The following is a 19,135-nucleotide window of genomic DNA, read 5'->3' on the forward strand; positions in this document are numbered from 1 at the left end:
CCCCGCCACGGAACGTGAAGGAGAGCACGCTGATGATGTCCCTCGGCCCGATCCGCGGGCACATTGCCACCGCCCGCGGCCGCATCGGCCGCGCCGCCACCATCGCCGGCGCCCTGGGCCTCGCGGCCGGCGCGTTCACCACCGACTTCCTCCCCGTCACAGCCGGCGGCGCGGCGGTCGCGGGCGCCTACGGTCTCCTGTGGTCCGTCACCCTCCCCAAGGGCCATGTCCGGGACATCGCCGCCGCCCTCTACCTCGCCCCGGGCGCCACCCTCACCATCCTGCTCGTCACCGAGCGCCTGACCCCGGGCGTCCACTGGTGGGAACTGGCGGCCGACGCCGCCTGGGCCGTCACCGTGTGGGTCGTCCGCCCCGCCCGCATGGCCCGCGTCATCGCCGGCCGCGAACGGTCCCTCACCCCGGACGCCGTCGAGCAGGCCCAGCAGGACACGCCGACCGGGCTGGAAGCGGCCACCGACCGGCACCCGCTGGCCGCCTGGTGGTCCGAGCACGCCGCCGCCGACGGCGGCGTCGCCCCCGGCACCGTCCTGGAGCACATCGAGGTGACCGGCCCCGAGTCCATGACCGCCGTCATCCGCTCGACCCACCCCGGCACGCCCGTCCCCACCATCTCCACCACCCGCCTGTCCGCGCTGCTCGACTGGGACGAGGAAGACATCACCGTCACCAAGATGTCCGGACGCGGCGCCGGAGTCCGCCGCCTCACCGTCGGCCGCACGCCGCAGGACGCCATCGACCTGTACGCGCACTGGGCACAGAACATCGCCCCCAAGGGCATGCCCGGCACCACGATCACCGGCATCCGGATCGTCGACGCCGACGCCGGTCGGGAGGTCGACGCGTGAGCCGCATCTACGAGTTCACCGTCGAGGCCCCGCCCGGCGACATCATCAAGTTCGACCCGGCCCGCCTCGCCGACGCCATGCGCATCGACGACCCCTCCCGCCTCGCGATCGAGGCCCGAGGAAGCCAGGCCCTGGTCACCGTCTACCCCACCGACCCGCTCGCCGACGTCCAACTCCCCAGCCCCGAAGCACTCGCCATGGACGCCCGCGGCCGGATCTGGATCGGCGTCCACCACAACGGCCGCCGGGTCTGGATCCAGCTCTACGACCCCGTTTCCGGGTCCGCCCAGCGCCTGCTGGTATTCGGCACCACCGGCGCCGGAAAGTCGACGCTCGGCCAGATCATCCTGGCCGCGATGAAACGCTCCGGGATCGCCACGTTCTACGGCGACCTGAAAGGGGGCCAGTCCGCCCCGGAAGCACGGGAAAACGTGGACTGGCCGGTGTACTCGCAAGAGGGCGTCATGGCCCAGCTGCACACCACCTGGTCCATCATGCGCGAACGCGAGGCCCGCTACGCCAAGATGGGCCGCTCCAAGTTCCTCATGGGCCGGCCCGACCCGCTGCTCTACCAGATCATCGACGAGCCGAACCGCCTGCTGGAGAAGGGCGCTCCTTACCGGGAGCAAGCCACCTTCTACATCAAGGACATCGGCCGAACCGGCCGATCTCTCGGCATCGGCATCGGCCTGTTCGCCCAGGCAGGACACCTGGAGGAACTCGGCGGGTCCGACACCATGCGCGCCATGCTCAAAGAGGGCGAAGTCCTCCTCCTGCGGTGGACCTCCAGCATGATGCAGCAGCTCGTCGCCGACGGCCTCCTCCCCGCCGGCCAGAAGCTCGCCCCCATCCCGAAGAAGGCCGGAGCCACCCGCCTCATCTCACAGTTCGAGTCCGAGGCCGACGACGACCGTCCCGGCACCCAGGGCAGCGGCTACCACCTCTCCGGCCCCTATCCCGGCGCCAGGATGCGGGCGTTCAACGTTGGCTCCAAAACCCCCACCGACGGCCTCGACCCCGAGATGCTCGCCCTGTACGGCGACGGCCCGCACGCCGCCCTGGAAAAGGCGTCCTGGCCCGCCGCCGGACGCGCCTACCTCGACAAACTCGACGGTGCCGACGCCTACAACGCCGCGTTCCCCCCGCCCGAAACCGACGACGAGAGCGGCAGCCGCCCACGCAGCAGCGCACCGTCCGGACCGGGCCGCCCGCACAGCGCCGCCCGGCTGACCCTCGCTGACCGCGTCCAGGCCGCCCTGGAGGCCACCGACGGCGACATGGACGCCCACGCCCTGCTGGAAGCCGTCAACGCCGACGGCGGACGGGCCGTGAAGCTCGGCAGCATCCGCAACGCCCTCAGCAACCTCCGCTGACCCGCCCTCCCCGCGCCACCACCCACCGCCCGACCAGACCAGGAGCACCCCGTGATCTTCTCCATCTCGCTGGCCGTCGCCGCCAGCGTCACCCTCTTCTTCCTCCTGCGCCACGGCTACCTGCGCCTCGGATCCGCCATCACCGCCGCCCTCTTCGGCTACGCCCTCGCCTCCACCGGCCTCCACACCGCCATCGACCACCTCATCGCCACCGTCGCCGCTGCGGCCGGCTCCCTCCGCTGACCCAAGAGAAGGAGAACGGCCCATGCACACGCACCTTCAAACAGCAGCCCCCACCCCGGTGGCCTACGGCCCCGACGGCACCCCCTACTACGCCGCCCCGCCCGCCCCGGCGCCCCTCGCCCTCTACCAGCCCGTCACCGGGCTCCCCGCACCCGCCGCCCAGCACCGGCCCGCCACGCTCACCGCCTACCTGCCCGAGCCGATGGACGTGCCCGGCCGCGACCCCTGGCCCGCCCGCCTCCTCGCCGGTGGCGTCGCCCTCGGCGCCGGCGGTATCGGCCTCAGCTTCCTCCTCCAGGCCCTCGCCGCCGCCACGACCGGACTCGGCCTGCTCGCCGCCGTCCTCGCCCTCGTCTGGCTGCTGAAGAACGGCAGCGGCTCGGGCGGCGGGCGCGGCGGGGCCGTGAACGTCCACGTCAACGTCACCAACCGCAACCGCTGAACGGAGAACCCTGATGTCCCGCCTGCGACTGCGCTACCGGGCCGGCTACCGGCCCCGGCTGGTCCTGACCGACACCCCCGACCCCAAGTGCCCCGAATGCCACGGCGCAGGGGGCCAGACCGACGGCTACTGCGACGAGTTCGGCGAGTACGCCGACGCCGACCACATCCCGTGCGGGTGCTGGAACCCCTACCGCCCCGAGCGCGCGCTGCCCCTGCCGCGCTGGGCCGCCCGTCGGCTCTTCGGTTGGACCGACCCCTCCTACAGCGACGAACCGCCGTTCTGACCGGCCTACCTGTGCCGATCGCCGTGCCGCCCAACACCCGCCCCAACGGCGGCTGTTGGGCGGTGCGGGGGACGGACAGTCCGACCCCGGAACAACAAAACCCCGCAGCAGCCGCCGAATCCTGGCAGATGAACGGCTGTTGCGGGGCCTAGGTCCGTACGAGACGAACCAGGACACAGCATGCCCGACTTCACGCGCTCCACGCTCGCCATTGCCGACGACGTCGCCGACCGCCGCGCCGCTTCCGACGGCCACTCCCGCTTCGGCGCCTACCTCGCCCGCAACGCGCACCGGCTCCACGACGACGGCGAGCCGCTCAACTCCCAGGACTTCGCGTTCGCGGTCTGGCGGATCGCCACCAGCCCGGTCATGTCCCCCGGCTACGTCCGCCACCGCCCCGACCTGCGCGCCATCACCCTCGTCCCGGACGGTGAGGACCTGGACCAGGTCGCGGTGCGCATCGACGTCCCCCTGCGCCACCACCACCTCGCGGCCCAGCCCGACCACCGCCTCACCGACTGGCAGCGCGACGTGTGGGCCACCGCCGACGGCTTCACCGCCCTCACCGAACCCCGCCCCACCGGCCGGCCCGCCCTGCTGACCACCGCCATCCTGCTGCTGCCCGTCCCCAACCGCATCCTCGTCACCCCGACCGCCACGGTGCCGGGCTACGACATGACCGCCCAGGCCAAGAACGCGATCGCCGCGCTGGTGATCTGGACGAATACGCACACCCACCTCGTCAACGACCTCACCGAGGGCAGGCAGTGAGCGCCCGGATCCCACCGGTCGTCGGCGCGGACCTGTGGCAGGCCGCCATCGCCGCGGCAGCCGGCCGGTGCCAGTGCCGGGGCGCGTGCGGGAAGTCCCACGCCAAGGCCGGCAGTAGGTGCGGGCGCGAGCACGGCGGCTACCAGCAGCACCACGGCGGCGGCACTGTCCGCCTCCTCGTCGCCCCCGCCGACCCGGCGAACCTCCTGATGTCCCCGCACCGGACCGCCGCCTTGCCCAAGCAGGCCCTCGCCGCCTGGTGCCCCGCCTGCCACGACGCCGCGCTCACCGCCGCGCGCAGGACCGCCCGGGCCGCCGACCCGCCCGCGCCGGACGCCCTCTTCGACATCTGACCCGCCACCGGCCCGCCGGTGACGTCGGCGGGCCGGTGCTCCGAAAGGACCCGGATGCCCCACCCCATGCACCACCTGATTGCCGACGCCCTCCAACTCGCCGCCACCGGCGTGCCGGTGCTGCCGCTGCGCGAGGGCAAGGGCCCCCTCGGCAACTGCCCCGCCTGCGAGAAGATCAGCCCGACCCGCTCCCGGTGCGGCGGCCGGCCGAACATGCGCAACCCCGGCCCGTGCCAGTGCCCGAGGCCGTGCCACGCATGGGCCGCCGCCACCACCGACCAGCGGGTCATCCTCAGCCGCCCCTGGCTCGACGCCTGGCGCGAGGCCCGCGCCGTCGCCTACCACCCCGGCGGCGCGGGCCTGACCGTCCTCGACCTCGACAACGCCGACGCGGTCGCATGGGCCCGGCAGCACATGCCCGCCACCCGCACCGTGGCGACCACGCGCGGCGAGCACTGGATCTACCTCGGCACCATGCCCTCCTCGAACGCCGTCCGGCCCGGCGTGGACGTCAAATCCATGATGCAGTACGCCCGTTGGCTCGGTCCCGGCACCGGCACCATGACCCGCCTCACCGACGCGGTCCGCGCCCTCGTGGTCCGGAACGAAGAGGCCAACCCGTCGCCGAACAGGGCGCGGTTGGCCTCTTCCACCCCCACCCCGTGGTCGCGGCACGTCGCCACCGGCTGCCGCCACACCGAGCGCTACATCACCGACGGCCTCACCAAGGGCCTCGCCAAGATCCGCGCCCACGTCGAGAGCGGCGCCGGATCCCAGACCTACGGCGTCGCCCGCTTCCTCGCCAAACAGCACACCCAGTGCCCCGGCCCCTGCGGCCTCGACACCATCGCCGCCCACCTCATCGCCGCCGCCACCTCCGTCGGCGTCCCCGACGACTACGCCGCACGCGCCGTCACCCGCGGCTTCGACGCCGCCACCTGACCGGCAGCAGGTAACTCGCTTGCCAACCAAGCCAGTTAGGCCCGGCGACCCGTCGATGCGAGAACCAGGAGAACACCCATGACCGAACACGCCCCGCCGCGCACCGCCCCCGAGCTCGAGGACGGCGCCGCCCTCCTCGACGCCGTCGAAGCCCACCACCGCCGCTTCAACGTCTTCCCCAGCGAGGCCGCCTACGTCGCCGTGGTCCTGTGGGACGCCCACGCCCACCTGCTGGACTGCTTCGAGTCCACGCCCCGCATCGCGTTCCTGAGCCCTGAGCCCGGATCCGGCAAGACCCGCGCGCTGGAGATCATCGAGACGCTCACGCCCCGCCCGATCCTCACCACCGACGTGTCCCCGGCCGCGCTGTTCCGCTCCGTCTGCGACCCCGAGGCCCGACCCACCGTGCTGTTCGACGAGATCGACACCACCTTCGGGCCCAAGGCCGCCGGCAACGAGGACCTGCGCGGACTCATCAACTCCGGCCACCGCCGCTCCGGCGTCGTCCTGCGCTGCGTCGGCGACGGCAACGTCCAGACCGTGCAACCGTTCCCCGTCTACGCCGCCCTCGCCATGGGCGGACTCGGCGATCTCCCCGACACCATCATGAGCCGCTCCGTCATCATCCGGATGCGCCGCCGCGCCCCCAACGAGAAGACCGAACCCTTCCGCGAGCGCATCCACGCCGCCGAAGGCCACGCCCTGCGCAAGCGCCTCGCCGCCTGGGCCGACTCCGTCCGTGACAAGCTCAACGACGTCTGGCCCGAACTCCCCGAGGGCATCAGCGACCGCCCCGCCGACGTGTGGGAACCCCTGCTCGCCGTCGCCGACGCCGCCGGCGGCCACTGGCCCGCCCGCGCCCGCGCCGCCTGCGTCCAGCTCGTCAACGCCGCCAAGGCAAACGACAAGGGCTCCGTCGGCATCCGCCTCCTCACCGACCTGCGCGACATCTTCGCCGGTGCGGAACGGATGCTCAGCGCCGACCTCCTCAGCAAGCTCACCGAACTGGACGACGCCCCCTGGGCCGACCTCGACGGCAAGCCCATCACCGCCCGCGCCCTCGCCCGCATGCTCGGCGACTACGTCACCGCCGACAACGACCCCATCAAGCCCCGCACCATCAAGACCGGCCCCAAGTCCGGCGCCAAGGGCTACTACGCCGCCGACCTTGCCGACGCCTGGAACCGCTACTGCCCGCTCCCGTCCCAGGAATCCGTTACTGCCGTTACTTCCGTTACCGCGCAGGTCAGGGCCCTGTTCCCGGTAACGGATACGACGGCGGTAACGGATACCGATCCGTCACCCGTCACCACGGCCTCCACTGCGCCGTAGATCCCCGCGCCGCTCCGGCCAGCCCGCCGGAAACGGCAGCAATCCGTTACCGCTACCGAATCCGTTACCGCGATCACGCCTCTGACCTGCGCGGTAACGGAAGTAACGGCAGTAACGGATCCCAGAGAGAAGAAGGCGAAAGCCCAAGATCCCTGACTGAGGAGCCGTACATGCCCAACCTGGACGAGAAGCTCAAACTCGCCGCAGTCCTCGAAGAGCTCGACATGTCGCGCTCTGCCTTCTACCGCATGGTTGCCCGCGGCCACGGCCCGCAGGTCCTGAAACTGCCGAACGGTCAGATCCGGGTGCGTCGTTCCGACCTCGACGCCTGGTGGCGCGCCCAGGAGCAGAGCACCGCAGCCTGACATCCCTTCAACTCGCGGGGCCCTGGGGTGCCGGGGCCCCGCTCAGGAGCACTCCTTGCTGACCTATGACGTCCGGCTCTACACGATCCGCAAACGCGAGGGGCGTCGGCGCCCGTTCGAACTCCGGTGGAAGGTCGGATCGGTACCCCACTCCAAGAGCTATGTCACGAAGACGCTGGCCACCGGCCGATTGGCCCAGCTGAAAACGGCGATGAAGGACGGCGAGCAGTTCGACGAGGAGACCGGCCTCCCGGTCTCCGAGCTGGAGAAGCTGCGGGAGAAGGAAGCGCCGGCGGAGGAAACCTGGTTCGGCCACGCGGTGAAGCACGTCTCGATGAAGTGGCCCGACGACTCCGCCAAGGAGCGCTCGGCGCGAGCCGACGGCCTCGCGACGCTCACGCCCGCGCTGGTCACGGATCCGCGCGGTGGCCCGTCGGCCCGCGTGCTGCGGCGGGCGTTGAGCTGCTGGGCGTTCAACTTCTCGCCACAGAAGGGCGATCCGCCGCCCGAGATCGTCGCGGCGTTGGAATGGATCGCCGAACGGTCGGTGCCCATCTCCCAGTTGGACGAGTCGGACGTGATCCGGGAGGCGCTCACCGCCATCACGTTGAAGCTCGACGGCACCCGGGCTGCGGACAACACGATCCGCCGGAAGTACTCCACGTTCAGTGGCGCCCTGCGCTACGCGGTGGAGCGGAAGTTCTTCACCGCCAACCCGCTGACCTTCATCGACTGGTCACCCCCGGAGACCGACTCCGAGATCGATTGGCGCTACGTCCCGGGCCCCCACCAGGCGCGGGAGCTGGTTGACGCCACCGCCACGCTCGGCCCGCGCGGGCGGCACATGTCGACGCTGTATGGCGCGACCAACTGGATCGCCACCCGCCCCTCGGAGGCGGTGAACCTGCGAAAGGAGGACTGCCACCTGCCGGCCGAGGGCTGGGGGTCGGCCGTGCTGGCGAAGAGTTCGCCGCGGGTCGGGTCCCGGTGGACGGACGACGGCAAGACCTACGAGGAGCGCGGGTTGAAGCACCGGGCCCGGAACTCCACCCGGACGGTACCCATTCCGCCGATCTACGTGCAGCGGCTCCGCGCGCACGTCGAGGAGTTCGGGCTCGGGCTGGACGGGCGGCTCTTCCAGTCCGCGACCGGCGGGCTGGTGTCCACCAAGGAGTACTCGGACGTATGGAAGGAGGCACGGGAGCTGGTCCTGCCGCCACACCAGCTGGACACCCCGCTGGCCGAGACGCCGGGCAAGCTGCGGGCCACCTGCGTCTCGGGCTGGATCGCCGCCGGGGTCGACCCGACGGAGGTGGCCTATCGCGCCGGCCATAGCGTGGCGGTGCTGTTCCACTTCTACGCCAAGGTGCTCAACGGCCGCCGGGACCAGGCCAACGGGCTGATCGAGAAGTTCCTTGACGCCGAGTACGGGCCCGGATCCGGCCCACAGCTGGCCCACGAACAGTGACCGGACCCGGCACAGAGGCGGGACAGCCCGACACGGAATGACTCAGGGCGGGCACTGACTCGACGTCAGCACCCGCCCTGAGCTGTGGCTTTACCCACCAGCGCGGAGGGTGTGGGATTTGAACCCACGGTGACCAGAGGCCACGACAGTTTTCAAGACTGTTCCCTTAGGCCGCTCGGGCAACCCTCCTCGGCGGAGGCCAGCCTAACGGGTCGGGGCGGGTTCGGTGCACTCCGTGGTGGAGGGGTCAGTTGTCGCCCTTGCGTTCGCCGAGGGTGACGGTGGTCTTGGCGGCCTTGCCGTCGCGGGTGTACTCGACCTCGACCTTCTCGCCGGGCTTGTGCGTCCAGATCTCGCTGACCAGGGTCGGGCCGCTGTCGATGGAGATGCCGCCGAGCTTGGTGATGACGTCGCCGGCCTTCAGGCCGGCCTGGTCGGCGGGGCCGCCGGGGGTGACGGCGGGGGTGTCGCGGACGGGGGCGGTGGCGATCTGGGCGCCGTCGCCGCGGTAGTCGTCGTTGCGCAGGACGCCGAGGATCGCGTAGACGGGGGTGCCGTCCTTGATCAGGGTCTGGGCGACCCACTTGGCCTGGTTGATCGGGATGGCGAAGCCGAGGCCGATGGAGCCGGCCCGGCCGGAGCCGCTGGTGTTCGACTGGATCGCCGAGTTGATGCCGATGACCGAGCCGGAGCCGTCGAGCAGCGGGCCGCCGGAGTTGCCGGGGTTGATCGACGCGTCGGTCTGCAGGGCGTTCATGTACGAGGAGTTGGCGCCGGTCTCGTCGCCGGAGGCGACCGGGCGGTCCTTGGCGGAGATGATGCCGGTGGTGACGGTGCCTTCGAGGCCGTAGGGCGCGCCGATGGCGATGGTGGAGTCACCGATGGCGACCTTGTCGGAGTCGCCGAGCGGCAGCGGGACGAGCTTGTCCTTGGGCGGGTTGTCGAGGCGGATCACCGCGACGTCGTAGCCCTCGGCGCGGCCGACCACGGACGCGGTGTACGAGGACCCGTCGGAGAACTTGACGGAGAGCTTGCCGCCCTTGGCGGCGGGCGCGACCACGTGATTGTTGGTCAGGATGTGGCCCTCGGTGTCGAAGACGAACCCGGTGCCGGTGCCGGACTCGCTGGAGTTCGAGGCCTTGATGGTGACGGTGGACGGCAGCGCCTTGGCGGCGATCCCGGCGACGGACTCGGGGGCCCGGTCCAGGGTCTGGTGGGCGTTGCCGACGCTGACGGTGGTGCTGGTGTGCTTGGTGCCGCTGTCGCCGTTCCCGCCGGAGACGCTCGCGCCGATCGCGCCACCGGCCAGGCCGGCCACCAGGGCGACCGCCGCGACCAGCGCGACCAGGCCGCCGCGCTTGCTCTTGCCGGAGCCGCCGCCCGGAGCGGGCTGCGGGCCGCCCCACGGCGCACCCGGCTCGCCCGGCCCGCCGACGCCGCCCGGACCGCCGGCCGGGTGGCCCCAGCCGCCCACCGGGTGACCGGCGCCGAACGGGTGCTGCCCTTCGCCGGGGACGCCAGGGACGCCCGGGGTGCCCTGCGGGTCGTGGGCGACCGCGGTCGGCGCGAACGGGTTGGCCGCCACGGGCTGGGCATCGGGGGCCGACGCGTAGGGGTTGGCCGGTGCCTCCTGGGCGTGCGGCGGCACGGCCGGGGCGACGGTGGTCGGCGTGTAGGGGCTGGCCGGCTCGCTGACGCTGCCGTACGGGTTCTGGAACGGCGGCGGCGCGTCCACCGGAGCCGGAGCCGGAGCCGGAGCCACCGGCGGGGCCGCCGGCGCGGCGGGGACCTTCCCGAGCTGCATGGTCTGGTCGGACACCGGCGCGGCGGGCGCGGGCGCCGCCGGGGCCGCCGGCAGCACCGGCGGCGGGGCGTCGAGGTAGGAGGGAGCGGGCGCGGGCGTTCCGGCGGTGGCGGCGGCCGCCTCGGTGCCGGTGGCCTCGGGGGCCTTCTCCGGCGGGGTGGTACCACTCGCGTGCTCGGTGCTCACGGACGACCTCCATCGCTGACAGAACCTTGGGCTGCGGTCCGTCGCTCGGTCGGCGCGGCCACAGCCTCGGGGCACAGTTTTTCCTATGCCGGATTCGGACACCGTAAGCGGGCCCCTGAAGAAATCATGAGAAGCCTTAGGCCTCGCTGACATGGACATCAGTGGTCCCGCGATGCGGACGCCGTTCCCCCCGGCCTTGGCGTTCTCCCACCCGGAGGCTAGCCTGTCGCTCCTGTAAACCGAAGAACGTCGCGGGAGCTTGGACCAGCCAGGCTGAGAGTGCGCCGGATCGACCGTAGGGCATGGCGGTGTCGCCACCCCGGTCGAGGGGGCGCTGACCGCCGGAACCTGTCCGGGTAATGCCGGCGTAGGGAGTATCGGCCATGACGGCTGTTCCGTCTGCCCCAATTTCCGATCTTGAGACGGCCGCGCGGGCCGAGGCCCCGCTGACCCTCGACACGGCGCCGCCGCGGACGCTGGATTTCCGGGCGCTGTTCGCGCTGTGGGCGAACCTCGGGGTGAGCCTGATCGGGTTCACCAGCGCCGCGACGGTGCTGGGCAAGCAGGGCCACGAGCTGGGCTTCACCGCGGCCGTGACGGCGATCGTGGCGGGTACCGCGATCGGCACCGCGATGCTCGCGGTGGCGGCGCTGGTGGGCGCCCGCACGGGCGCGCCGGCCATGGCGGTGCTGCGCGGCCTGTTCGGCACCCGGCTGTCGTACGTGCCGACGGTGCTGAACATCCTGCAGTGCGTCGGCTGGGGCGTGTACGAGCTGACGGTGATCGCCTGGGGTGCCCAGACGGTGGCCGGCACCGAGGGCTGGCGCTGGCTGTTCGTGCTGCTGGCGGGCGTGCTGACGACGGTGCTGACGATCTGGCCGCTGGGCGCGATCGCGGTGCTGCGCAAGTACGTGGCCGTCGCGGTCGGTGTGGCGATGGTGTACTTCACGGTGCAGTTCGCCCGGCTGGGCTTCCCGGACCCGGGTGCGGGCAACTGGGACGGCTTCCTGTCGGCGACGGACGCGGTGATCGCGGTGTCGATCTCGTTCGTCCCGCTGGCCGCCGACTACACCCGGCACGCGCGCACCTCGGCGAGCGCGTTCTGGGGGACGTTCTCCGGCTACACGGTGGCCCAGGTGTGGTGCTACGTGCTGGGCGTGGTGGCGCTGCTGCAGTCCGGCGGCGACCCGGAGAAGATCCTCGGCTCGTTCACCGGCGTGGCCGCGGGCTGGGCGTTCCTGCTGGTGCTGGTGCTGCGCGAGTCGGACCAGTCGTTCGCGAACGTGTACTCGACGGCGATGTCGATCCACAACCTGTGGCCGAAGGTGGACCGGCGGGTGCTGACCGGCGGCATCGGCGTGCTGGTGACGGTACTGGCGCTGCGCATCAAGGAGTTCACCGACTCGTACTACGCGTTCCTCGGCCTGATCGGGTCGGTGTTCGTGCCGCTGTTCGCGGTGCTGGCGGTGGACTACTTCCTCGGGGCCGGCCGGCGCGGCTGGAACCTGACCCAGGACGCCCCGGCGCGCTGGGTGATGCTGGCGCCGTGGGCGCTGGGCTTCGCGGTGTACCAGTTCCTGGCGCCGACCGCGGTGGCCGGCTGGTGGACGGACCTGTGGACGCAGGCGCAGGAGGCCGTGCACTTCACCCCGCAGGCGTGGAGCTCGGCCTCGCTGTTCTCGTTCCTGGTGGCTGCGCTGGCGACCGGCGCGGTGGCGGCCGTGGAACGCCGCAAGGGCTGACGCCGCATCAAGGGCTGTTCACCGCAGTGTTGCCGGATCGGAAGCCACCCGTCATCCGGTGCCGCGTAGGCTGGTTGACGTGAACACCCAGCACAGCGCCTCGGCCCCGCTCCCCGCTCCGATCGACCGCTCCGCGGTCAAGGTGATCGCCCACCGAGGGTCCTCCGCGGCCCTTCCGGAGCACACCGAGGAGGCCTACAAGCGGGCGCTGGAGGAGGGCGCGGACGGGCTGGAGTGCGACGTCCGGGTCACCGCCGACGGGCAGTTGGTGTGCGTGCACGACCGCAACGTCCGCCGCACCTCGGACGGGCAGGGCGTGGTGTCGACCATGACGCTGGCCCAGCTGTCCGCGCTGGACTTCGGCTCGTGGAAGCACCCGGAGCAGCCGCGGCGCAGCTCCGTGCTGACCCTGGAGCGGCTGCTGGAGCTGGTCGCGGACACCGGGCGGCGGGTGGAGCTGGCCATCGAGACCAAGCACCCGGTGCGGTACGCGGGCCGGGTGGAGTCCGAACTGCTGCGGATGCTCGGCCGGTTCGGGCTGCTGCCGGCCACGCCGGAGGAGTCCACGGTGCGGGTGATGAGCTTCTCGGAGCTGGCCCTGCACCGGGTCCGCCGGAACGCCCCGGCGGTGCCCCGGGTGTACCTGTGGGAGCGCCCGGTGCCGCTGCTGGGCCGCACCAAGGCGCTGCCGGGCGGCGCGTCGATCGCCGGCCCGGGCATCTCGCTGGTGCGCCGCGACCCGGACCTGATCCGGGCGCTGCGCCGGGCCGGCCACCGGGTGCACGTGTGGACGGTGGACCGCCCCGAGGACGTCGAACTCTGCCTGGAACTGGGCGTGGAGGCGCTGATCACCAATCGACCGGCCGACGTACTGGCCCAGTTGGGCCGCTGACCGCGCAACCGGCGGGTGGCACCCGCGCCCCATAGGCGTGACAGAAATACCGAACGGGGTATTTCCTGTTGGCCATTCGGACAAGCCCCCCGGTGAGACCGAAGGTGAGACGCTCCTCACCTTTTGGCCGCCCGTCGTGCGGATCTCGTTAATGCCGCGATCGGATCGTCGAACTCCCGTTTCCGATGCATTAACGGCGGGCATCCATCCCTCGGCAGAAGCTGAAGGAGGTCCGGGGGTGGCGTTGATGGTGGCGCGAGCTTTGCCAGTTCAGGCCGGGTCGACCTCATCGGCCATGGCCGTTCCGCACGGTCCGGCCAGTGTTTCGACCGCGCGACGGAGGCTGCGCAACGATCTCGGTGATCGCTCGATACCGGACGGGGTGATTGACGACGCGGTGTTGATCCTCTCCGAACTGCTCAGCAATTCCTGTCGTCATGCCAGACCGCTGCCGGCCGATGATCCCGACGAGGCGGACAGATCGTCCGAGTGGCATCCGCACGGCGATGACGACGCGGAGATCGGTACGGTGCTGTGGAGTTGGCGGATGCGCGGGGACGGTCTGCTGACCCTCGAGGTGACGGACGGTGGGGCGACCACCCGGCCGGTGCCGGCCAGCCCGTCGGTGTCGGCGCACGGCGGCCGGGGGCTGAGCATCGTCGGCAAGCTGGCCCGGGACTGGGGGGTGCGGCACGCCCCCGGTCAGGTGACGGTGTGGGCGGAGCTGCCGGTGTTCGAGCAGGTGGTGGGCGGCGGGGAGCGGCGCAGCGCCTGAATCCCGGGCCGCGGGCGAAGTAGGCTGCGCGGTGCAAAGTCCGACGTCCCCGGGAGAGCCGCACCATGGCCAAGAAGGCCGCGAAGAAGCAGCCCAGCCAGTCCACCGTCGTCGAGGGCGAGATCCCGGTCGTCGGAGCGCGCGAGGCGTGCCCGTGCGGCTCGGGCCGCCGGTACAAGGCCTGCCACGGCCGCGAGGCGGCGCACGCGGTGCAGGAGTTGGTGCACCGGCCGTTCGAGGGCCTGCCGGGCGAGGCGGACTGGGTGGCGCTGCGCGAGCTGGTGCCGGCCGCCACCGTGCCGCTGACGCTGGCCGCCGGGGTGGCCGAGGAGGCCGTCGGCACCGTCCCGTCGGTGACGCTGGCGACGGTGCTGCCGCTGGCCTGGCCGGCGCTGCGGCGGGCGGACGGCTCGATCCTGCTGGGCCTGCAGACCCAGTCGTCCTCGGGCGACCTGAGCCGTGACCTGGCGGACGCGCTGGAGCTGGCGCTGGCGACCGAGCCGGGCACCCCGGTGCCGGCCCGCCGGACCAACCCGGGCGGCCGCCGCCTGCAGGAACTGCTCGACACCACGGCCGACTTCGTGCCCACCGTGTTCACCGGGTTCGAATTCTGGCTGGAGGACGCCGAGTCGGCGACCGGCGAGGTGGCGGCGTCGCTGGAGCGGGCGAACGCCTCGGCGATCCCGACCGAGAAGCTGGCCGGCGTGGACTCCGCGTACTGGTGCGGCACCCCGGACAAGAACCACCTGCGCTGGGTGATGACCGTGCCGGAGGAGCAGCTGCTGGACGCGCTGGCCCGGCTGACGGCGGCCGGCGAGAGCTCGCTGGGCGAGAACACCAAGCTGGTCGGCTCGTTCCGGGCGCACGGCCTGACCGTGCCGGTGTGGGACCTGCCGGTGGACATGACCGCCGCCGAGGTGGAGAAGCCCGCCGTCGAGTTCGCCGCGAAGCTGGCCGAGGTGCTGGCCGCGCCCGCGCCGCTGACCGCCGAGGAGCGCCGCGCCCGCGCCAACCTGGTGAACCGTCAGATCACCCTCAACTAGCAGGGCAGTGACCGGCGTCACATTTCCGCCAGACGGCCGAAAATCCCAAGGTCCTTTCGGCGTGGACAAATTGGCGCGGAGCCGGATCTTTGTTACTGTTTGAACAGTCCGACCGCTGGTGCATCCCCCGTCGCCAGCGGTCGGGCCTTTTTTGTCTCCGGGCCTACTGTGCAACGGACCTGACGGAAGGTCAGCAGTACGGCAGGGCGACCGCGCTCGCGGTGATCAACCCGCCCAGCAGGGTGCCGACCTCGGGCAGCCAGGGCCGGCCGTGGCCGGGGCGGCGTACCCAGTGCACCGGGCCCGCGCCCGTCCGCGAAGGCGGCAGCACCAGGTAGCCGCCCGGCCCGTGATAGCGCAACGTACCCGGCACCCACGGCCGTTCGGACAGCAGCGCGCCCAGCTCCGGCAGCGTGTACGGCGCGGTCAGCAGCACGAACCGGCCCGGCGCGCCGAGCACCGGGCCGAACGGGACGCCGGTCTCGTCCAGGTGCCGCAGCAGCCACGGCCCGGCCGCGCGGGGCAGGCTCACCGCGCACAGCGACCGGCCGGTGGCCGCCAGCACCGGCGCGCCCGGCGCGCGCCGCTCCCACCAGTGCCGGACCATCCGCGGATCGGTGGTGGCCGCCTCCAGCGGCGGGTCGCACGGGTGCGCGCCGGGCGCCGGACAGAGCCGGTCCGGGCACGAGCAGGCCGGTCCGCGCAGCGCCCGCGCCCCCGGCACCACCGGCCAGCCGCAGCCGACGGCGGCCTGCAGCGCGGCGGCCAGCGCCAGCGTCCGGCCTCGGCGGCCCGGCCACCACTGGCCGACCCGCTCGGTCAGCGGCTCTTGGCTGTGTCGGCGCATGGCGGCTCGTTCCTCTCCGCGTCGGTCGGCCTGGGCCGGGGGTGCGGGCGGGTGCGGGCGCGCTCATGCCCACGCCGCTCCGCTGGAACGAGAATCCCCCATACGTCCGGATGGACGCGCCTCCGCCGACGCCGGTTCCACCGTACGAGTGAGTGCCCGGCGCCCCGGGTGGCACCTGCGGGGCCTCGCCGTACGATCCCTGGCACGTTCGGCCCGTCGCAGTCCTGGACATGCCCCGATCGGCCTGTGTACAAGTGGGGGAATCGTGCCGAGTAGTGAGTAAAGACATCGTTTTCGGTCGGTCTCGGGGCTCCTGCGTGACACGTTCCGGATTGTGGGGAGTTGCGACATGACCGACGTCCAGCCGCTGGAGGCCGAGGCCCTGAGGTCCGAGCCGGTGCTGCTGCCGGAACTCGGCGAGGTGCCCTCGGCGGATCTGCAGGACCGTTTGGCCGGATGGCTGTCCGATTTCACCAGCCTCCAGGAGCACTTGGAGCTGCTGGCCCGGGCCGACGGGCTGCCCGGCACCCTCGACGCGCTGCTGGACTCCGGCGCGGCACTGCTCGGCGCCCGCCGCGGCCTGGTGGTCACCCTGCGGCCCGGGCCGGCCCGCACGCTGGCCCGGCCGGTCGGCCTCGGCCTGGACCCGGCGACGCTCGGCCAGCTGGAGACCATCCCCGCCGAGCACGGCCCGTTCGCCGACCTGCTCAGCCTCCCCGGCGCCACCGGCCGGCTGCTGATCTCCGACCTGGCCACCGACCCGACGGTCGGCCCCCGGTTCCGCGAGATCGCCGCCCGACTCGGCCTCGGCGCCTGCTACGCGCTGCCGCTGGCCACCGCACGCGAGGGCGCGCTCGGCGCCGCCGTCTGGTTCTACGACGAACCGGGCCGCCCCGACGAACGCCGCGAACACCTGGTGCGCCGCTACTGCGAGTTCGCCTCCCCGCTGCTGGCCCGCCAGCTGGAGGCCGACCGGGCGGTGCGCGCCGCCGCCGCGCTGCGCCGCTCACTGCTCCCCGACCACCTGCCCGCCCGGCCCGGCCTGCGGATCGCCGCCCGCTGCGTGCCCGCCGCGCTGGAGCACGCCGCGGGCAGCGACTGGTACGACGCGGTCCCGCTGCCGGACGACACCCTGGCGCTGACCGTCGGCAGCGTGCTCGGCGGCGGCCCCAGCGCCGGACCGGGCGCGGGCGTCGGCGCCGCCGCCGCGATGGGCCGGGTGCGGGCCGCGCTGCGCGCCTACGCGGTGCTGGAGGGCGAGGACCCGGTGTCGGTGCTCGGCGACCTCGAGCTGCTGCTGAAGACCACCGAGCCGACCCGTTCGGCGACCGCCGTGTACGCCAACGTCGACCCCGCCGAGCGCCGGATCGCGCTGGCCGGGGCGGCGAACTGCCCGCCGGTGCTGCTCACCCGGTACGGGGCGAACTTCGTCGAGACCTCGCTGTCCGCGCCGCTCGGCATGCTCAGCTGCTGGGAGGCGCCCGGGGTGGAGCTCACCGCGGAGCGCGGCGACGTGCTGGTGCTGTACACCGAGGGCCTGGCCCGCCGGTTCGGGTCCAACCTGCACGCCGGGCAGAGCGCGCTGCGCCGGGCCGCCGCGGACGCCCCCCGCGACATCCGGCTGGACCCGGAGCGGCTCTGCGACCACCTGCTGGCCGAGGCCGGCGGCGAGGAGCCGGGCGAGGACGACCTGGTGCTGCTGGCGGCCCGCTTCGAGTAGCACGAAACCGCAGCTCGAACAGCCTTTCTTCACTGGAACGGCCCTACGTACCATGGGGGCGACGTCCGCCCTCGCGCCCCGCGACCCGGGGAGTGCGGGGCGGTACCACGCGCAAGGAGGCGACGTAGTGACCGAGGACCGCAGCCCGGCGGAGTCCGAGAACCCCGAAGGGACCGCCGACGGCGAGGAGGACGAGCCGATCAAGAGCCGCAAGAACGGCCTGTACGGCGAAATCTCCGACGAACTCGCCGCGTCCATGCGTTCCGGCTGGGCCGACACCGAACTGCACGGCCTGCAGCCGGTCGCCCAGGCCCCGTACGCGGCCGAGCGCCGCGCCAAGCTGTCCGCCGCCTTCCCGGGCGAGCGGCTGGTCGTTCCGGCCGGCAACCTGCGCACCCGCGCCAACGACACCGAGTACGCGTTCCGCGCCGCCAGCGAGTACGTGCACCTGACCGGCAACCAGACCGAGGACGCGGTCCTGGTCGGCGAGCCCGTCGAGGGCGGCCACGACTTCGTGCTGTACCTGCTGCCGCGCTCCGACCGGGAGAACGGCGAGTTCTGGCTCAGCGGCCAGGGCGAACTGTGGGTCGGCCGCCGCAACTCGCACGCCGAGGCCGAGCAGCTGTACGGCCTGCCCGTGCGGGACGTCCGCAAGGCCGCCGAGGAGCTGGCCGCGGCCACCGTCCCGACCCGCCTGGTGCGCGGCTACGACGCCGCCCTGGAGACCGCCCTCGCCGAGCAGCTCGACGCCGAGAAGGACGACGAGCTGACGGTGTTCCTGTCCGAGCTGCGCCTGGTCAAGGACGAGTGGGAGATCGGCGAGCTGCGGGCCGCCTGCACCTCGACCGTCAACGGCTTCACCGACGTGGTGCGCGAGCTCGGTCAGGCCGTCGCCACCTCCGAGCGCTGGATCGAGGGCACCTTCTGGCGCCGCGCCCGGGTCGAGGGCAACGATGTCGGCTACGGCACCATCGCCGCGGCCGGCCCGCACGCCACCACCCTGCACTGGGTGCGCAACGACGGTGACGTCCGCCCCGGCGAGCTGCTGCTGCTCGACGCCGGCGTGGAGACCAGCACGCTGTACACCGCCGACGTCACCCGCACGCTGCCGATCGACGGCCGGTTCAACCCGCTGCAGCGCAAGATCTACGACGCGGTGTACGACGCCCAGGAGGCCGGCATCGCCGCCGTCCGCCCCGGCGGAACCTTCCGCGACTTCCACGACGCCGCGCAGCGGGTGCTCGCCGAGCGCCTGCTGGAGTGGGGCCTGATCGACGCCTCGGTGTACGACGTGGAGAAGGTGCTGGAGCTCGGCCTGCAGCGCCGCTGGACCCTGCACGGCACCGGCCACATGCTCGGCCTGGACGTCCACGACTGCGCGCACGCCCGCCGCGAGAGCTACGTGGACGCGGTGCTGGAGCCCGGCATGGTGCTGACTGTCGAGCCCGGCCTGTACTTCCAGGCCGACGACCTGACCGTCCCCGAGGAGTACCGCGGCATCGGTGTCCGGATCGAGGACGACATCCTGGTCACCGCCGACGGCAACGAGAACCTGTCGGTGGGCCTGCCCCGGCAGGCCGACGAGGTGGAGGCCTGGATGGCCTCGCTGAACGGCTGACACAGCGTCGCCCCGAAGCCCCCGTCCGGTCCGCCGGCGGGGGCTTCGGTGCGCTCAGTGCCGTCGG

19 protein-coding genes, 1 tRNA gene and 1 riboswitch are annotated in these 19,135 nt (G+C 72.6%); of the genes, 17 read left to right on the plus strand and 3 right to left on the minus strand.

All coding sequences use genetic code 11. The annotated features are described in order from the left end of the window. Window positions 1-32: 32 nt before the first annotated feature. The 11 genes from ACIHEI_RS06995 to ACIHEI_RS07045 all read left to right on the plus strand — a co-directional run bounded on the left by ACIHEI_RS06995 (window position 33) and on the right by ACIHEI_RS07045 (window position 8,441). Window positions 33-866 carry a hypothetical protein gene (locus ACIHEI_RS06995; RefSeq protein ID WP_396605946.1) on the plus strand — a complete coding sequence of 278 codons (834 nt, stop codon included), beginning with the start codon at window positions 33-35 and terminating at the stop codon, window positions 864-866. Further along, window positions 863-2,239, plus strand: a complete 1,377-nt coding sequence (locus tag ACIHEI_RS07000) for a transfer protein (RefSeq protein ID WP_396605947.1) — start codon at window positions 863-865, stop codon at window positions 2,237-2,239. The genes ACIHEI_RS06995 and ACIHEI_RS07000 overlap by 4 nt, the downstream gene beginning before the upstream one ends. A gap of 51 nt (window positions 2,240-2,290) precedes the next feature. Next, window positions 2,291-2,482: a hypothetical protein gene (locus ACIHEI_RS07005; RefSeq protein WP_396605948.1), complete on the plus strand. Its 192-nt coding sequence runs from the start codon at window positions 2,291-2,293 to the stop codon at window positions 2,480-2,482. Between the two features lie 22 nt (window positions 2,483-2,504). Further along, the gene (locus ACIHEI_RS07010; RefSeq protein ID WP_396605949.1) at window positions 2,505-2,924 is read left to right on the plus strand and encodes a hypothetical protein; all 420 of its coding nucleotides are present in this window, start codon (window positions 2,505-2,507) and stop codon (window positions 2,922-2,924) included. 13 nt (window positions 2,925-2,937) lie between these two features. Continuing rightward, entirely contained in the window at window positions 2,938-3,210 is a 273-nt protein-coding gene (locus ACIHEI_RS07015) for a hypothetical protein (protein ID WP_396605950.1), read from the plus strand. A gap of 180 nt (window positions 3,211-3,390) precedes the next feature. Continuing rightward, a complete protein-coding gene (locus ACIHEI_RS07020; protein WP_396605951.1) occupies window positions 3,391-3,981 on the plus strand; it encodes a hypothetical protein in 591 nt (196 codons plus the stop codon). Continuing rightward, window positions 3,978-4,334 (plus strand): hypothetical protein, encoded by a 357-nt coding sequence (locus tag ACIHEI_RS07025; protein ID WP_396605952.1) that lies wholly within the window; start codon window positions 3,978-3,980, stop codon window positions 4,332-4,334. Before ACIHEI_RS07020 ends, ACIHEI_RS07025 begins: the two co-directional genes overlap by 4 nt. A gap of 54 nt (window positions 4,335-4,388) precedes the next feature. After that, window positions 4,389-5,276, plus strand: a complete 888-nt coding sequence (locus tag ACIHEI_RS07030; RefSeq protein WP_396605953.1) for a bifunctional DNA primase/polymerase — start codon at window positions 4,389-4,391, stop codon at window positions 5,274-5,276. 78 nt (window positions 5,277-5,354) lie between these two features. Next, entirely contained in the window at window positions 5,355-6,608 is a 1,254-nt protein-coding gene (locus ACIHEI_RS07035; protein WP_396605954.1) for a DUF3631 domain-containing protein, read from the plus strand. A gap of 170 nt (window positions 6,609-6,778) precedes the next feature. Then, the gene (locus ACIHEI_RS07040; protein ID WP_396605955.1) at window positions 6,779-6,973 is read left to right on the plus strand and encodes a helix-turn-helix transcriptional regulator; all 195 of its coding nucleotides are present in this window, start codon (window positions 6,779-6,781) and stop codon (window positions 6,971-6,973) included. A gap of 55 nt (window positions 6,974-7,028) precedes the next feature. Continuing rightward, on the plus strand, window positions 7,029-8,441 hold the full coding sequence (locus ACIHEI_RS07045) for a tyrosine-type recombinase/integrase (RefSeq protein WP_396605956.1): 1,413 nt from the start codon (window positions 7,029-7,031) through the stop codon (window positions 8,439-8,441). Window positions 8,442-8,544: 103 nt separating this feature from the next. Here ACIHEI_RS07045 and ACIHEI_RS07050 read toward each other — a convergent pair. Beyond that, window positions 8,545-8,630 (minus strand) — tRNA-Ser (locus tag ACIHEI_RS07050). Between the two features lie 58 nt (window positions 8,631-8,688). Further along, window positions 8,689-10,431: a S1C family serine protease gene (locus ACIHEI_RS07055; RefSeq protein ID WP_396605957.1), complete on the minus strand. Its 1,743-nt coding sequence runs from the start codon at window positions 10,429-10,431 to the stop codon at window positions 8,689-8,691. Between the two features lie 241 nt (window positions 10,432-10,672). Continuing rightward, window positions 10,673-10,824: riboswitch (TPP riboswitch) on the plus strand. Here ACIHEI_RS07055 and ACIHEI_RS07060 point away from each other — a divergent pair. The 4 genes from ACIHEI_RS07060 (at window position 10,815) to ACIHEI_RS07075 (ending at window position 14,883) form a co-directional block, all read left to right on the plus strand. Continuing rightward, a complete protein-coding gene (locus tag ACIHEI_RS07060; protein ID WP_387639503.1) occupies window positions 10,815-12,173 on the plus strand; it encodes a purine-cytosine permease family protein in 1,359 nt (452 codons plus the stop codon). (Overlaps the previous riboswitch by 10 nt.) Window positions 12,174-12,252: 79 nt before the next feature. Further along, window positions 12,253-13,065 (plus strand): glycerophosphodiester phosphodiesterase, encoded by an 813-nt coding sequence (locus tag ACIHEI_RS07065; protein WP_396605958.1) that lies wholly within the window; start codon window positions 12,253-12,255, stop codon window positions 13,063-13,065. 238 nt (window positions 13,066-13,303) lie between these two features. Further along, a complete protein-coding gene (locus tag ACIHEI_RS07070; RefSeq protein WP_387639507.1) occupies window positions 13,304-13,840 on the plus strand; it encodes an ATP-binding protein in 537 nt (178 codons plus the stop codon). Window positions 13,841-13,905: 65 nt separating this feature from the next. Next, a complete protein-coding gene (locus ACIHEI_RS07075) occupies window positions 13,906-14,883 on the plus strand; it encodes a DUF5926 family protein (RefSeq protein WP_387639509.1) in 978 nt (325 codons plus the stop codon). 190 nt (window positions 14,884-15,073) lie between these two features. On the opposite strand, the gene ACIHEI_RS07080 is transcribed toward ACIHEI_RS07075, so the two are convergent. Next, window positions 15,074-15,730, minus strand: coding sequence for a bifunctional DNA primase/polymerase (locus ACIHEI_RS07080; protein WP_387860573.1), 657 nt, complete (start codon window positions 15,728-15,730; stop codon window positions 15,074-15,076). Between the two features lie 349 nt (window positions 15,731-16,079). Here ACIHEI_RS07080 and ACIHEI_RS07085 point away from each other — a divergent pair, with 349 nt between their 5' ends. Further along, the gene (locus ACIHEI_RS07085; RefSeq protein WP_396605959.1) at window positions 16,080-17,450 is read left to right on the plus strand and encodes a PP2C family protein-serine/threonine phosphatase; all 1,371 of its coding nucleotides are present in this window, start codon (window positions 16,080-16,082) and stop codon (window positions 17,448-17,450) included. 127 nt (window positions 17,451-17,577) lie between these two features. Continuing rightward, a complete protein-coding gene (locus tag ACIHEI_RS07090) occupies window positions 17,578-19,068 on the plus strand; it encodes an aminopeptidase P family protein (RefSeq protein WP_396605960.1) in 1,491 nt (496 codons plus the stop codon). Window positions 19,069-19,135 lie beyond the last annotated feature (67 nt).

The organism is Kitasatospora sp. NPDC051984 (assembly GCF_044593455.1).
In the GTDB taxonomy this organism is placed as follows: domain Bacteria; phylum Actinomycetota; class Actinomycetes; order Streptomycetales; family Streptomycetaceae; genus Kitasatospora.

Bases quoted from the DNA above. Each gene is read 5' to 3' on its own strand.
- ACIHEI_RS06995 (WP_396605946.1), top strand. From the start codon at position 33: ATGATGTCCCTCGGCCCGATCCGCGGGCACATTGCCACCGCCCGCGGC.
- ACIHEI_RS07010 (WP_396605949.1), top strand. From the start codon at position 2,505: ATGCACACGCACCTTCAAACAGCAGCCCCCACCCCGGTGGCCTACGGC.
- ACIHEI_RS07015 (WP_396605950.1), top strand. From the start codon at position 2,938: ATGTCCCGCCTGCGACTGCGCTACCGGGCCGGCTACCGGCCCCGGCTG.
- ACIHEI_RS07020 (WP_396605951.1), top strand. From the start codon at position 3,391: ATGCCCGACTTCACGCGCTCCACGCTCGCCATTGCCGACGACGTCGCC.
- ACIHEI_RS07030 (WP_396605953.1), top strand. From the start codon at position 4,389: ATGCCCCACCCCATGCACCACCTGATTGCCGACGCCCTCCAACTCGCC.
- ACIHEI_RS07035 (WP_396605954.1), top strand. From the start codon at position 5,355: ATGACCGAACACGCCCCGCCGCGCACCGCCCCCGAGCTCGAGGACGGC.
- ACIHEI_RS07040 (WP_396605955.1), top strand. From the start codon at position 6,779: ATGCCCAACCTGGACGAGAAGCTCAAACTCGCCGCAGTCCTCGAAGAG.
- ACIHEI_RS07060 (WP_387639503.1), top strand. From the start codon at position 10,815: ATGACGGCTGTTCCGTCTGCCCCAATTTCCGATCTTGAGACGGCCGCG.
- ACIHEI_RS07075 (WP_387639509.1), top strand. From the start codon at position 13,906: ATGGCCAAGAAGGCCGCGAAGAAGCAGCCCAGCCAGTCCACCGTCGTC.
- ACIHEI_RS07080 (WP_387860573.1), bottom strand. From the start codon at position 15,730: ATGCGCCGACACAGCCAAGAGCCGCTGACCGAGCGGGTCGGCCAGTGG.
- ACIHEI_RS07085 (WP_396605959.1), top strand. From the start codon at position 16,080: ATGACCGACGTCCAGCCGCTGGAGGCCGAGGCCCTGAGGTCCGAGCCG.